This is a genomic window from Pinirhizobacter soli (genome assembly GCF_015905305.1).
GTDB lineage: Bacteria > Pseudomonadota > Gammaproteobacteria > Xanthomonadales > Rhodanobacteraceae > Pinirhizobacter > Pinirhizobacter soli.
The window spans coordinates 477,510-490,959 of record NZ_JADZLQ010000003.1; the positions used below are offsets into that span (position 1 = coordinate 477,510).

Annotated in this window: 14 protein-coding genes; 7 read left to right on the forward strand and 7 right to left on the reverse strand. The window is 64.8% G+C overall.

The window, feature by feature from the left end; translation table 11 throughout:
- Positions 1 to 58: 58 nt before the first annotated feature.
- Genes NDK18_RS15445 through kaiC form a run of 4 tightly spaced genes read right to left on the reverse strand, consistent with a single transcriptional unit; the run spans position 59 to position 4,476 of the window.
- Positions 59 to 2,173, reverse strand: a complete 2,115-nt coding sequence (locus tag NDK18_RS15445; RefSeq protein WP_250628280.1) for a hybrid sensor histidine kinase/response regulator — start codon at positions 2,171 to 2,173, stop codon at positions 59 to 61.
- A 10-nt stretch (positions 2,174 to 2,183) separates the two neighbouring features.
- Positions 2,184 to 2,492, reverse strand: a complete 309-nt coding sequence (locus tag NDK18_RS15450) for a circadian clock KaiB family protein (protein WP_250626310.1) — start codon at positions 2,490 to 2,492, stop codon at positions 2,184 to 2,186.
- Positions 2,492 to 2,812, reverse strand: a complete 321-nt coding sequence (locus NDK18_RS15455; RefSeq protein WP_250626311.1) for a circadian clock KaiB family protein — start codon at positions 2,810 to 2,812, stop codon at positions 2,492 to 2,494. The genes NDK18_RS15450 and NDK18_RS15455 overlap by 1 nt, the downstream gene beginning before the upstream one ends.
- Positions 2,809 to 4,476 carry a circadian clock protein KaiC gene (kaiC, locus tag NDK18_RS15460; RefSeq protein ID WP_250626312.1) on the reverse strand — a complete coding sequence of 556 codons (1,668 nt, stop codon included), beginning with the start codon at positions 4,474 to 4,476 and terminating at the stop codon, positions 2,809 to 2,811. Before kaiC ends, NDK18_RS15455 begins: the two co-directional genes overlap by 4 nt.
- 178 nt (positions 4,477 to 4,654) lie before the next feature.
- On the opposite strand from kaiC, the gene NDK18_RS15465 reads away from it, so the two are divergent.
- Positions 4,655 to 6,103 (forward strand): alpha-L-fucosidase, encoded by a 1,449-nt coding sequence (locus NDK18_RS15465; protein ID WP_250628281.1) that lies wholly within the window; start codon positions 4,655 to 4,657, stop codon positions 6,101 to 6,103.
- Between the two features lie 69 nt (positions 6,104 to 6,172).
- Entirely contained in the window at positions 6,173 to 6,937 is a 765-nt protein-coding gene (locus tag NDK18_RS15470) for a COG4705 family protein (protein ID WP_250628282.1), read from the forward strand.
- A gap of 9 nt (positions 6,938 to 6,946) precedes the next feature.
- Here the strand turns inward: NDK18_RS15470 and NDK18_RS15475 are convergent, their stop codons facing one another.
- Positions 6,947 to 8,065, reverse strand: coding sequence for a glycosyltransferase family 9 protein (locus NDK18_RS15475; protein ID WP_250628283.1), 1,119 nt, complete (start codon positions 8,063 to 8,065; stop codon positions 6,947 to 6,949).
- Positions 8,066 to 8,207: 142 nt separating this feature from the next.
- Here NDK18_RS15475 and NDK18_RS15480 point away from each other — a divergent pair, with 142 nt between their 5' ends.
- Genes NDK18_RS15480 through NDK18_RS15490 form a run of 3 tightly spaced genes read left to right on the forward strand, consistent with a single transcriptional unit; the run spans position 8,208 to position 11,073 of the window.
- Complete coding sequence (locus NDK18_RS15480; protein WP_250626685.1) at positions 8,208 to 8,873, forward strand: response regulator; 666 nt, start codon at positions 8,208 to 8,210, stop codon at positions 8,871 to 8,873.
- Positions 8,870 to 10,261 carry a sensor histidine kinase gene (locus NDK18_RS15485; protein ID WP_250628284.1) on the forward strand — a complete coding sequence of 464 codons (1,392 nt, stop codon included), beginning with the start codon at positions 8,870 to 8,872 and terminating at the stop codon, positions 10,259 to 10,261. The genes NDK18_RS15480 and NDK18_RS15485 overlap by 4 nt, the downstream gene beginning before the upstream one ends.
- Positions 10,262 to 10,305: 44 nt before the next feature.
- The gene (locus NDK18_RS15490) at positions 10,306 to 11,073 is read left to right on the forward strand and encodes a methyltransferase family protein (protein WP_250626317.1); all 768 of its coding nucleotides are present in this window, start codon (positions 10,306 to 10,308) and stop codon (positions 11,071 to 11,073) included.
- A gap of 22 nt (positions 11,074 to 11,095) precedes the next feature.
- On the opposite strand, the gene NDK18_RS15495 is transcribed toward NDK18_RS15490, so the two are convergent.
- Entirely contained in the window at positions 11,096 to 11,611 is a 516-nt protein-coding gene (locus tag NDK18_RS15495; protein WP_250626318.1) for a molybdopterin-dependent oxidoreductase, read from the reverse strand.
- A gap of 43 nt (positions 11,612 to 11,654) precedes the next feature.
- Here NDK18_RS15495 and modB point away from each other — a divergent pair, with 43 nt between their 5' ends.
- Both modB and NDK18_RS15505 read left to right on the forward strand, forming a co-directional pair.
- Positions 11,655 to 12,332 (forward strand): molybdate ABC transporter permease subunit, encoded by a 678-nt coding sequence (gene modB, locus NDK18_RS15500; RefSeq protein WP_250628285.1) that lies wholly within the window; start codon positions 11,655 to 11,657, stop codon positions 12,330 to 12,332.
- Complete coding sequence (locus NDK18_RS15505) at positions 12,329 to 13,003, forward strand: ATP-binding cassette domain-containing protein (RefSeq protein WP_250628286.1); 675 nt, start codon at positions 12,329 to 12,331, stop codon at positions 13,001 to 13,003. Before modB ends, NDK18_RS15505 begins: the two co-directional genes overlap by 4 nt.
- Here the strand turns inward: NDK18_RS15505 and NDK18_RS15510 are convergent.
- Entirely contained in the window at positions 13,000 to 13,443 is a 444-nt protein-coding gene (locus NDK18_RS15510; RefSeq protein WP_250628287.1) for a nuclear transport factor 2 family protein, read from the reverse strand. The genes NDK18_RS15505 and NDK18_RS15510 overlap by 4 nt on opposite strands.
- Between the last annotated feature and the right edge of the window lie 7 nt (positions 13,444 to 13,450).

Here is a 13,450-nt window from a genome sequence, read left to right on the forward strand (position 1 = left end):
ATGCTAGCAGGCAGCCTTGGCGAACGTATCCGGACCGACCAACGCAACGATTTCAGCGCTAGACGCCTGGCTTCCCCGGGTCCCTGAGTCGGGCGCGCGCTTTTTCCAATGCGGCGTCGACGGCCGCGGAGAGGGTGGCCCGCGTATAGGGCTTGGCCAGCAACTGGACGTCGGCGGGACGGGGCTGGTCCGCCATCGCCTGGCCGGTGTAGCCGGAGGTCAGCAGCAAGGCCATGGCCGGATGTGATCGGCGCAGGCGCTGCACCAGTTCCATCCCGCCGATGTCGCCGGGCATGATCACGTCGGAAAACACCAGGTCGATGCCGACGCCACTGGCGACCACATCCAGGGCCGACTGGGCATGGCTGGCTTCGAACACGGTATAACCAAGGTCGCCCAACGAGCGCACCGCGATGTCGCGCACGGAGGCATCGTCCTCGACTACCAGCACGCTACCGGTGCCGCGCAGCGTGACGGCGGCATCGTCCTTCGCCCGTGCCTGCTCAGGGTCGTCGGTCAGGGGGAAATGCAGGGTCATCGTGGTCCCCTGGCCAGGCGTGCTGTCGATGGTGATGAAGCCATCGGACTGCCGCACGAACCCGTACACCTGGCTCAGGCCCAGTCCCGTGCCCTTGCCCACGGCCTTGGTGGTGAAGAAGGGCTCGAACACCTTGCTGGCGACGTCCGGTGTCATGCCCTCGCCAGTGTCGGCAATGGAAACGGCGACATAGTTCCCGGCCGCCGCGCCGACCGACTGCGCACGCTCGGAGTCGACGACTACCCGCCGCGTACTGATCGATACCGTGCCGCCATTGGGCATGGCATCGCGCGCGTTGATGGCCAGGTTCAATATCGCCGTTTCCAGCTGGTGGGGATCGGTCGTGCATAGCCAGCGCGCTTCGGGCTCGACAAGTTGCAGCGTGATCGTCTCGCCGAGCGCGCGCTCGAGCAGGCCCTGGAAGCTGTGCACCCGATCGTCGATGCAGACGGCTTCCTGCCGTAGATCCTGCCGGCGGGAAAACGCCAGGAGCTGGCGGTTCAGCAGCGCGCCGCGCTCCACTCCCTGCCGTGCGGCGGCGAAATAGCGCCGCGAGCGTTCATCGCCGGGCATGTGCTCTTCGAGCATGTCCATGCTCCCGCCGATCACCATCAGCAGGTTGTTGAAGTCGTGCGCAATGCCGCCGGTGAGCTGGCCGATGGCTTCCATCTTCTGTGCCTGGCGCAACTGCTGCTCGGTCATTCTTCGCGTGGTGACGTCCGATACCACCCCCGCCAGGCGACCGTTCCGGCCTTGCTGCCGATGCACGCGGCCCTTGACGTGTATCCATCGCCGGGCGCCATCGGCGAGGCGCTCGATGCGCAATTCGAACTCGATCGATCCCACCCTGCGTGCTGCCTCGAAACCGGCTTGCACGGCCGGCCGGTCCTCGGGAAGGAAACGCGCCAGGAGTTCGCCGACAAGCCAGGGGCCGGGCGTTCCCTCCCGCCCGAATATTTCATCGAAACGTTTTGAGCCATGGATCAGGCCCTGGGCAAGGTCGAGGTCCCAGCCGCCCATGCCGGCGGCATCGAGCGCCACTTCAAGGCTTTCCTCGGCACGGCGCCGTACGTCTATCTCCGCGGCCAGGCGCGCGTTGGCAGCCGCCAGTTCATGGCTGCGTTGGCGGCTGCGGGTGAGATCGGTTACCACGCCGCACAGCAATCGTGCCGAGTCCTGTCCCATATCCAGGTCCACGACCGAAAAATTCACCGGAACGCCGACGCTGTCGGCGTTGATCAGCGACAGTTCCGCGCTGCGGCCGCTGGCAGGGCCGTGGGCCATAAGCTCGGCGAAGACCGGAGTATCGGCGGGGGCGACGAAGTGCAAGACCTCGCGCCCGATCAGTGATTCACGCGCGTGGCCGAGTATGTCGGCGAAGCGTTCGTTGCAATACAGGATAGTGCCGTCGGCCGATAACGTTACCGCGCCCTCGCGCATCTGCTCGATGATCACGCGGTAGGGGCGGTCGGCGTTCTCGAGGGTATAAACCTTCTGTCCGCTGCTTCCGCCAACGACAACCGCGTCCACTTCACCATGGCGGATGGCGTCGAGGGTTTCCTCGGCTTCGCGCAGCCGCTCGAGCAAATCGTCGAAGTGCGCCTGGCTCAGTGGCGGGGAAAAGGATCGGTCCATGCGTGGTTGTTCAAGGCTCCTGCGCGAGGTTCAGGCCGGCCAGCACCCGTTCGCTATCGGAAAGGTCGCCGATAATCTTGCGCAAGGGTTCGGGCAACACCTTGACCAGGGTGGGCGTGGCCACGATCTGGTAATCGCGCGTGGCATCCGGATGTTGGTACACGTCGATCACTTCCAGGTCGTAGTCGCCCTGCAGGTGCTCGGCGCAGATCCGCCGCATATTCTGGATAGCGGCGGTGGAGCGTGGCGTGGAGCCGGTGATGAACAAGCGGAGCTTGTAGCGGGGAGGATTCGCAGGAGGGGCGCTATCATGGTCCATCAAAGATTGTCCCGGCGTCGGATGTCCAAGCCCACCAGGACTTTTTCGGTGTTGGAAAGGTCGCCGATCACGCGCTTGAGCGGCGGCGGCAGGGTGCGGATCAGGGTAGGCAGTGCGACGATCTGATCGCCGGCGGCCAGTTGCGGCGTTACCAGCAGGTCAACGACCTCGATTCGGTAACGGCCGGCCAGGTGTTCTTCGCACAATTTCTTGAGATTGGAGATGGCCAGCAGCGACTTCGGTGTTTGGCCTGCCACGTACAGCCTGAGATTGTACGAACCATCGTCGGCGAAGCCTTCGGGCGTGATATCGACGCTCATGTGCCGTCCCCCCGTAGCTGGGTCATCCGTACGCGTTCGTCGATGAAAGTGCGTTCGCGCGCTTCGTCCTCTTCGAGCATCATCGCAACCTCTGATTCCTCCGCTTCCAGTGCGGACATTCTCTCGGCCACCTCGCGCTCGATGGCTGCCCGTTTGCGCGCCAGCTCACGGCGCCGGCGGTCGATAGCCTGCTGCCGGACAACGCCGGCCTCGCGCTCGCGTGCTTCCTGCGCCACGCGCGCGGTGCCGGTGAGCACCCCTTCTGGTCCGACATACGCATCGACCATGTCCACTCCGTGGCTGGTGAGGCGATATTCCCGAAGCTGCTTGGAGTGATTCATGCCACGCGACTTGAGCAGGTAAAGGACGCGGTTGCGCTCGCCGTTGGCCTCGATGTCGCTGAGCGAGATCCAGGTATCCATCAACGAGGAAACACTGCGCTCGCCTTCGTTCATCTGCTCGTTGGCCGTCGAAAGACTGGTGAACATCGCGGTGATGCCCTTGCTTTTGCAGATGTCCGCCAGGCGGATCAGGGTGGCGTGGATTTCCGCCGATGGCCCGCGGAAGGCGGATATCGGGTCAACCACCACCACCGAGGGATCGAAACGTTCAATATCGCGGTTCATCCGCGCCAGGTGCATCTCGAATCCGTACAAGCTGGGGCGCGCCGCCTCGAACTGCAGCAGGCCTGAATCTACGTGCGTCTGCATGTTGATGCCCACCGAGCTCATGTTGCGCATGATCTGCTCGGGAGACTCCTCGAAGGCAAAGAACAGGCAGCGTTCGCCTCGCCGGCAGGCCGCATCGACGAAGGCCGTGGCGAAGGTCGACTTGCCCGTGCCGGCAAGACCCGACAGCAGCACGCTGGAACCGCGGAAGAACCCGTTGATGCCAAGCATGGCATCAAGGCCTTGCACTCCGCTGGAAATCGCCTCGCGCGAGATCGGGTGTGCCAGGCCCGCGGAGGTAATGGGCAACACGCTGATGCCTTCCTCGTCGATCAGGAAGGGGTATTCGTTGGTGCCATGCGCCGAACCGCGGTATTTCACCACGCGCAAGCGGCGCGTGGTGACCTGGTCGATCACCCGGTTGTCCAGCAGCAGCACACAGTCCGATACGTATTCCTCGATGCCGTATCGGGTGAGCTGGCCGTCGCCACGCTCGCCCGTAATGATGGCAGTGACGCCCTTGTCCTTGAGCCAGGCAAACAGGCGGCGAAGTTCCGCGCGAAGGATGGCGCTGTCCTCGAGGCCGCCGAACAGTGCCTCGATCGTGTCCAGCACCACGCGCTTGGCACCGACCGAGTCGATGGCGTGGTTCAGTCGCACGAACACGCCTTCCAGGTCGTACTCGCCGCTCAGTTCGATCTCGGCGCGCTCGATGTGCACATGGTCGATCACGAGCTTTCCGTCGGCTACCAGTGCATCGATGTCGTAGCCGAGCGACGCCACGTTGACCGAGAGATCATGGGCCCGCTCCTCGAAGCTCATGAACACACCGGCTTCGCCAAAACGCCTGGCGCCGTTCACCAGGAACGTCATGCCGAAGAGCGTCTTGCCGCAGCCGGCCGAACCGCACATCAGCGTGGGGCGCCCAGTGGGCAGGCCGCCGAACGTCAGCTCATCCAGGCCATCGATGCCGGTCGGTGTCTTGGGCAACGCCAAGTCAAGGTCCGTGTCGATTGGTCGATGTTGCTTGCCCATTGCCCACCTGTCGTCGTCAGCCAGGCGAAGAGAGTACGCGGCGCGGGAATTTTTTTCGATAGCGCGGCGTATGTCGTGAAGGAGGTGTGAAGCTTTCGTGCGTTGCATCAGGAACAGATGTCCATGCCACACTTGGAAGATGAATCGACGAGAATTTGCCCGCGCCATCGCCGGCGCCGGTTTGTTGGCCGGGCTGTCCGCCCGCTCGATCGCCTGGGCGGCCGTAGCCTCCGGAGTTGCACCGGGCGATAGGTTGCTCCGGGCCCAACAAGCCTTCCTGGACCTGCGTTTTGGCATGTTCATCCACTTGAACATGGCCACCTACCAGCAGCGTGAATGGGGCGATCCGAAGGCATCGCCGGCGATGTTCAACCCGCGTCATCTGGATGCGGGCCAATGGGCCCGCGCAGCGCGATCGGCCAACATGGGTTACGGCTGCCTCACTACCAAGCACCACGATGGCTTCTGCCTGTGGCCGACGAAGACACGCAGTGCCAACGTGATGCAGTCGGGCTATCGCCACGATATCGTGCGTCTTTATGTAGATGCCTTTCGAAAGGCCGGGTTGAAGCCCTGCCTGTATTTCTCGATGCTGGACTTGCGTGACGACATCCGCGCGGGTGTCGTTACTCGCGAGGGCATCGACCTCATCAAGGCGCAGCTCACCGAGCTCCTTACCCAGTACGGGCCAATTCCGGCGCTGATCTTCGATGGCTGGAACGCCTCGTGGTCGCGCATCGGCTACGACCAGCTGCCCTACCGGGAAATACACGACCTGGTGAAATCACTGCAGCCGGACTGCCTGGTGGCTGATCACAACGCCGGCCGCTACCCGGGCCCTGCGTTGTACTACACCGACATCAAGCAGTACGAACAGCATGCTGGGCAGAAGATCCCAGCGGGCAGCGCCATCCCTTCGCAATCGGGCACCACGCTGCAAAGCGACTGGTTCTGGAAAACCGATTATCCGGGCCAGGCGCTGCGACCGGCAGCGCAGATCGTGGACGAATGGTTGCGCCCTTTCATCGACAATCATTGCAACCTGATCCTCAACTCCGCGCCGAACCGCGACGGCCTGTTCGATGCGAATGTGCTTGCGCGCCTGGCCGAGATCGGCAAGCTGTGGAGCAACCCGGGCCCGGCGCCGACACTCTCAAAGGCCATCACCATCACCACCGACAACCTTGCGCGGGGCAAGCCGTCATTCGCCAGCAGCACCGCCGACGCATCAGGACCGGACCTCGCCTTCGACGACAACTTCGGCACGTACTGGCAAGCGGATGCGGGACAGCGTGATGGCTGGGTCGAAGCGCGCTTCGCCATGCCCGTGGCGTTCAACACCGTGTCGATCATCGAGCCGAGGCATATCGAAGACCACGGCGATGCCGCGAGGATCTCGCACTACCGCGTGCAGTACGAATCGGGCGGAACGTGGATCGACGTCGTGACTGGCGATGAACCCGCATCGATTGAACTTCGTCAGTTTCCGATCATGCGTGCCAACCGTGTTCGCCTTCAACTTGACTCACGCACGGCATCGCCGGGCGTGAGCGAGTTCGGCCTCTATCTGGAGCCGGTCGAAGGCTGACCCTCCATCCAAAGGTTCACATAAGCATCGACGGCTAGGATGTGTCCGTTCGGACGCGAAGCGAGTGGCATGCAGCCAGCAACAAACGATCGGCCAAGCAAGGTTCCCGAAATTACTTTCGGATTCTGGATCCTGAAGATCGCGGCGACCACCCTGGGTGAAACCGGCGGCGATGCGGTGTCGATGTCGCTGGGCCTGGGCTACCTGGTGGGGACGTGCATCTTCGCCTGCCTGTTCGTTGCCTTCGTGATCGCGCAAGTTCGTGCGGCGAAACTGCAGCCGTGGCTGTATTGGGCCACCATCGTTGCCACCACTACGGTGGGGACGACGCTGGCGGACTTTGCCGACCGCTCCCTTGGCCTGGGTTATCCCGGCGGTGCTTCGTTGCTGCTGGTGTTGTTGCTGGCATCGCTGGTCACCTGGCGCGGGGTGATGGGTTCGGTGTCGGTGAATACGGTTGTTTCCGCACGGGCGGAATGGTTCTACTGGGTCACGGTAATGCTGTCGCAGACGCTGGGCACCGCCCTGGGCGACTGGACCGCCGACACCCAGGGACTGGGTTATCTCGCCAGCGCGATGATCTTCGGCGTCATCCTTCTGGTGGTCGCCGTGGCGTACTTCTTGACGGCCGTCCCGCGCACGGTGCTGTTCTGGATTGCATTCATCGTGACCCGGCCGCTGGGCGCGGTGGTGGGCGATTTCCTCGACAAGCCCTTGGATCACGGCGGCCTGGCCTTCAGCCGCTTCACCGCCTCGGCCGTGCTGCTGGCCGTCATGGCGTTAGGGATATGGCTGCTTCCGCAACGACCGGCAAACGCTGCGCCGGCGGCGTAGGGCACGACGCTAGGAGTTCAACAGTCCCATCAGGTTGGCCCGGATGAATCGCGCCGCCGCCAGCGGATCGCCGCTGCGGTTATCAATGGCCGCGCTGCCGTTGCCGTAGGGTGCGTACTTGCCTGCATCGGTGACGGAGAACAAGCCGAAGGTGCGCACGCCACTGGCCGCGGCCAGGTGCATCACGCCGCAATCGGCGCTGATGAAGACATCGGCTGCCCCGATCACGGCAGCCATCTTGCGCAAGTCCCGGGAATAGAAGGTAGCGTGGCGTGACTGCAACTGCGAAACGGCATGGGCAGCCACGATCTCCACGATGCGGATGTCCCGGCCGGGAACCTCGAGTGCGCCGATGAATGTGTTCCACCATTCCGTGCCCTGGCGCTTGGGCCCCGTGGCATTGGCAAAGATCGCCACCACCAGGGAATCGGGTCCCGGCGCGAGGGCGCCCAGCACCTTCAGCAGCAGGTGCCGTCCGCGCATGCGTTCGTGGTCGTCCAGGCGAAGGTCCATCACTGGCCACGCACCGGCGGCATCGCCCGCATAGGCGCGCCTCAAGGCATGTACCGGCCGTTGCGCCAGATGGCGCGGACGATGGGGATCGGGTGTGGATGATTCGGCGCAGTCCAGCTTGTAGCGGGCGCGCGACAGGGCGAGCAACAGCCGGCCCGACTGCGAGCCGCCGCCGGCATCGATGGCCAGGTCGTAGGTGGTTTTGCGCAGCCGCCCCAACAGGGCGAACGTGGCTGGCAGGTGGCGCACGATGCGTTGGTGCAGGTTCTCGATCGCGCGCACTGTTGGGTATCCGGTGAATACCGTTGCCGCCGCCTGTCCTGCTCCTACGATATCGACCTCTGCGCCCGGATAAAGGCGCTCGAGTTCCGCCAGCAAGGGCGCGACCAGCAGCATGTTGCCCAGCCGATGGTTCGGCCGCAGCACCAGCACGCGATGGATGCCCGTGGTCGGCAGGGTCCCGGGAGCGACACTGGCCACCTGGCCCAGCAGCCGGTCCAGGGCGCGTCGAACCATGCGTCGGCGCTTTCCGTGCAGATGGCCATGGAACGGTTCGGTGCCCGCCGCCACGGCCGGGGCCGGCGGGTTGGGTACGGGCTGGTCGGAAACGGGCATGGAAGCTGCCTTGCCGGGGGATGGGCCAAGCCTAGGCAGCTTGCCTTAGCTCATCATTAAAGCCTCATGACGCTTTTAAGTAGCGCCTAAGCAAGCGGGCGGAGAATGGCGCCGTTGTGCCATTGCCATGAGGATCGCCCGCTTGCACGTCACGCTGGTCGAGGATGACCTGTCGCTCGGCTCAGCCATTGAGCAGTCGCTGCAAGCCATGTCGCATGCAGTGACATGGGTGCGCGACGGCCGCACGGCACGGCAAGCCTTGCGCGACACCGGCACCGATCTGGTCCTGCTTGATCTTGGCCTGCCGGGCCACGATGGCCTGGAACTGTTGGCCGAGGCACGCCGGGCCAACATCGGCACGCCGGTGTTGATCATGACCGCCCGCGACACCCTGCAGGCGCGGGTGGCGGGCCTGGACGCCGGTGCGGACGATTACCTGGTCAAGCCTTTCCATGTCGAGGAACTGGCAGCGCGCATCCGTTCGGTCACGCGGCGTGCGCATGGCCTTGCCGCCAACCGAATCGTGGTCGGCGCGCTCTCACTGGACCTGGCCAGCTACCAGGTGGAGCACCACGGCGAAAAACTCGCCCTTACCCCACGGGAGTTCGCCTTGTTGCGCGTGTTGATGGAACGTGCCGGACGAATCGTCCGCCGCGAGAGCCTGGAGCAATCGCTGTACGGGCTTGAGCGAGGCGTGGAAAGCAATGCCATCGAAGTGCATGTGCATGGCCTTCGCCGAAAACTTGGGCCCGATATCATCCGCACCGTGCGCGGCGTGGGCTACATGGTGCCGCGGGACGCCGAATGATGATGCCCAGCATCCGCGGCCGCCTGCGCTGGCTTAACCTCGCGGTGGTCGCGGCCGTGCTGGTGGTGCTGGGCACAGCCAGCTACATGCACACGCTTGACGAAGTGATCGAGCTGTCCGACGGCCGGCTGGCGCAGTCGGCGCGCACTTTGCAGGTACTGGTGGATGGCGGTGGCGACACCGGCTTTGCCATGCCGGTGTCGCCTTCCGGTACACCCACCCAGATCGACGTCGAAGGACATCGTTTCGAAACCGAAGTGGGCTTCCAGATCTACGACGCCCAGGGCCATCGGCGGATGTACACGAGCAACCTTGCCATGTTGCCGGCACCGGCGCCGATGACAGTGGGTTTCGGCGATGTCCGCTTCGATAGCCACGACTGGCGCGTATTTACCCTTCGCGGCGCCACCGATGGCCCGACCATCCGCGTGGCCGAGCGCCACGACAGCCGCAACGAGATCATGCACGGGCTGATGATCGAGCACGCGCTTCCGTTGCTGTTCGGCCTGCCGTTGCTGGCGTTGCTGATCAACTGGGCGGTGGCGCGCGGCCTTCGGCCACTCGATCAATTGGCTTCGTTGCTGTCCGGGCGCGAGCCTGGCAATCGCGGGCGCGTGGAATTGGCCCATGCACCGGCCGAACTGGTGCCGGTGGTGGCGGCGATCAACGGCCAGCTCGAACGCCTGGAGGATTCGCTCGAGCGTGAGCGCCGCTTCAGTGCCGATGTCGCCCACGAACTGCGCACCCCCCTTGCCGCCACCCTGGTGCACCTGGACAACGCCCTGGCGACCGCCGACGACACGGTGCGCACGCAGCGAATCAATGCCGCGCGCAAGGGTGGCCGGCTGCTGGCGCGGCGCATCGGACAACTCTTGTCGTTGGCCCGCCTGGAATCCGGTGCGGCCGGCAGCTCCGCGACGGACGTGGACCTGGTGGAGTGCGTGAGGGAGACCATCGAGGAACTCTCCCATGCCATCGACGGCAGCCACGTGCAGGTGGGCGTGTCCTCGTCCGATCCTTCCGTGGTGGTGCAGGGCCACGACGCCGCCCTCAAGGCCCTGGTGCGGAACCTGGTGGAAAATTCCCTGCGGCACGTCGACGACGACGGCCAGGTCGATATCCGTATCTCCGCATCGCCATCGTGGGCGTCGATTGAAGTGAGCGACGACGGGCCAGGCATCCCGCCGGAACGGCGTGCGGCGGTCTTTACGCGTTTTCACCGTGAGCTCGCCGGGGCTGGCGATGGGTATGGCCTGGGCCTGTCGATCGTCAAGCGCGCGGCGGACCTCCACGGCGCGAGCATTGAACTGCTCGATTCCTCCTTTGGCCGCGGCCTGCGGGTGCGGGTGGAAATTCCCTATCGGCGGACGCGCGAAAGCCAGCTTTAAGCTGGCCGGGCGAAAGTAGGCGTGCCGTCGCCAAAGAGCTGCCCATGCCGCGCCGCATGACCGAATCCATCGAAGCACAGGGTGAATGGCTGTTCCGCCATCGTGGCGGCATGGGCGTAATTATCGTGCCGTGCCTTGCCGCCGCCTTGTTGTGGCCGGGTACGCCCGGGAACACGTTGGGGGACGCGATGACCGACGACATCACTGTGCTGGGCATGGTGGTATCGATCTTTGGATTGGTGATGCGATGGCTCACCGTGGGCTATGTGCCTGCGGATACCTCGGGCCGGAACACGCGCGAGCAGCGCGCGGCGACGCTCAACACGGATTGCGCGTACTCACTGGTTCGGCACCCGCTGTACCTGGCCAATGGCGTGGTAGTCATGGGCCTGTGCGTTGCCACGGGCTCCTTGTGGTTCACCTTGCTGGCGCTTGCCCTGTATGCGCTGGCCATCGAGCGCATCGTGGCGGCCGAGGAGCGCTTCCTGGCAGACCTTTACGGCCAGGCCTATGTCCACTGGGCTTCGCAGACGCCGGCCTTCGTCCCCGACTTTTCGCGCTGGCGAAGGCCCAATCTTCCGCTCAGCGGCCGTACCGTCCTTCGCCGGGAATATAACGGGGTGCTCGGCGTGGCACTGGCCTTCTTTGTCCTGGAAGCCGTGCGGGATCTTCTCATCGAGAGGCAGTCGTGGTCGGCCTGGCTTGATGACGACGGCATCTGGCTATGGGCCCTGGGCCTGGGGGCGCTGTCGTTCGTGGTGCTGCGGACGATCAAACGGCGCACGCGCTGGCTGCACGTGCGGGGGCGCTGAGCGCGAACCCCCGCGTCTGCGGTCAGTCAGGCTTCCCGGATGCGCGGGTGGTGGTGCTGCCGTCAACCACTTCGATCGATATCACGCCGTGCTCCCACCGCGCGGGGCGGCTGTCGCCCGGCACGATCAAGCGGAAAGGGCCGTCCTTCGCGTCCAGCGGTTTGCCTTCATGGTGATCGGCCAGGATCACTTTTGTCGCGCCGAAGGCGGCATCGAGTTCGCTGAGGCTGAAAACCACCTGGTAGCCATCGCTTGCCGTGACGCGGACGAAGCTGGCCAGGGCGCGGCCGCGCAAGGCCTGGTCCAGCGGGGCATCGGCCCGGTGGAGGAGTTCAAGCATCGATACGCCTTCCCAGGCGGTCGGTGGCGCGCCATGTGCGCCGGCCTGTACCGTCGTGCGCGGCATGGCAGCCAGGGCTGCGCTATCGAGGATGATCGCGGGCTTGCCGATCCCGATGAGCCGAATGGATGGTGCATCGGCGGCGTGCGATGCCAGCGTGAAACAGGCGAGCAGGCATAGGGCGAACAGGCGGCGCATCGGCGTGTCCTTTTTTTGCGATCATGACCGGGCCTGACTATAGATGGACGCGCACGCCCTGGACATCCTGCAACCCCTGCTGCTGTCGTTGAAGGTCGCCTTGTGGGCCACCGCCATCAACCTGGTACTGGGTGTGTCGGTGGCCTATGGCCTGTCGCGCTGGCGCTCGGGCTGGCGCGACCTGATCGATTCATTGCTCACCTTGCCGCTGGTCTTGCCTCCCACGGTCCTGGGCTACTACCTGCTGGTGTTGCTCGGTCGCCGCGGCACCGTGGGCGCGTGGCTCGACCACTGGGGCTTGAGTCCCGTCTTCACCTGGCAGGGCGCGGTGATCGCCTCCACCCTGGTGGCTTTCCCGATGATCCAGAAGGCCGCGCAGGCGGCCTTCGAAAACGTCGACACCGAATACGAAGCGGCCGCGCGCGTGCTTGGCCTGCGCGGGCCGGCAATATTCTTCCGCGTGCTGTTGCCGTTGGCGTCGCGCGGCATCACCGCCGGCGCGCTGTTGGCCTTTGCGCGCGCATTGGGGGAATTCGGCGCAACGCTGATGATCGCCGGCAACATGCCCGGGCGCACGCAAACGCTTTCCACTGCGATCTTCGCCGCGGTGCAGGCTGGCGACGATGCCGGCGCGACCACCCTGGTGGTGGTGGCCTCGGTGACCTGCGTGGTGGTCTTATTGATCGCCGGAAGGCTTGCGCCCGGAAGGCGCCGGCGATGAGTATCCAGGTTGCCATCCGCCACGTCGCCATCAGCGAACATCGGCGCTTCGAACTGGATGTGGCCTTTGCCACGGACAAGCGTCGCCTGGTGATCTACGGCCCTTCTGGCGCCGGCAAGACGCTCACCTTGCGTGGGGTTGCCGGCTTGTTGCGGCCCGACCACGGGCGCATCGTGGTGAACGGCCGCATCTTGTTCGAGTCGGACCAGGGTGTGGATATTCCTGCCCAGGACAGGCGCTGTGGCTACCTGTTCCAGGACTACGCTCTGTTCCCGCACCTGACGGTGGCGCAGAACATCCGTTTCGGTCGCAACGCGGGCCTGCGCAATCCGTCGCGTGGCGGCATGGACGACGCTTCGGAACGCTGGATCCGTGCGTTGGAACTGGAAGCGGTGGTGCGCAGCTATCCCTCGCAGTTGTCGGGCGGCCAGCGCCAGCGCACGGCGCTCGCCCGTGCATTGGCCGCAGGCCCGGACATCCTGCTGCTGGACGAACCGTTCTCGGCGGTGGATCCGGCCCTGCGTGGCCGGTTGCGGCAGGAGCTGGCCGAACTGCAATCAAGCCTGGACCTTCCCATGATCGTGATCACTCACGACCCCGCCGATGCCGATGCATTGGGTGATGAAGTACTGGAGATCCGCGACGGTCGTATCCATCGCGGCGGGGCTTAGGGAACCCGCGCGGCCTGCGTGTAGACCACCTGCCAGCGGCCATCTTTCTTGCGCCAGACGTCGACGAAGCGCATACGCACCTGAAACGGCTTGCCTTCGCTCGTGCCCTTGAAGTCCACAAGGCCCGCAAGCGTCGCACCGTCGCCCCACACGCGGATCGTTTCGTCCTGCACGGTGTAGGGTTCCACGCTTGAGCCCGGCGCCACGGATTCGGCGATGAACTCCTGCTTGGTCTGTGTCTTGCCGGCGCTGTTGGCCAGTACCCAGTCGTCGGCGAGTGCCTTTTCCAGCCCCACGCGGTCGGAATGGACCTGGGCCTGGTCGTAGTCGGCCGCGGCCTTGGCAAGATCCGGCGGAAGTTTCGGGTTGCCGGCTTGTGCGAGACCTGCCACCAGCAACAGCATCGAACCCATGGCAGCGGCGTAGCGGGGAGCCTTCATCTTCAAT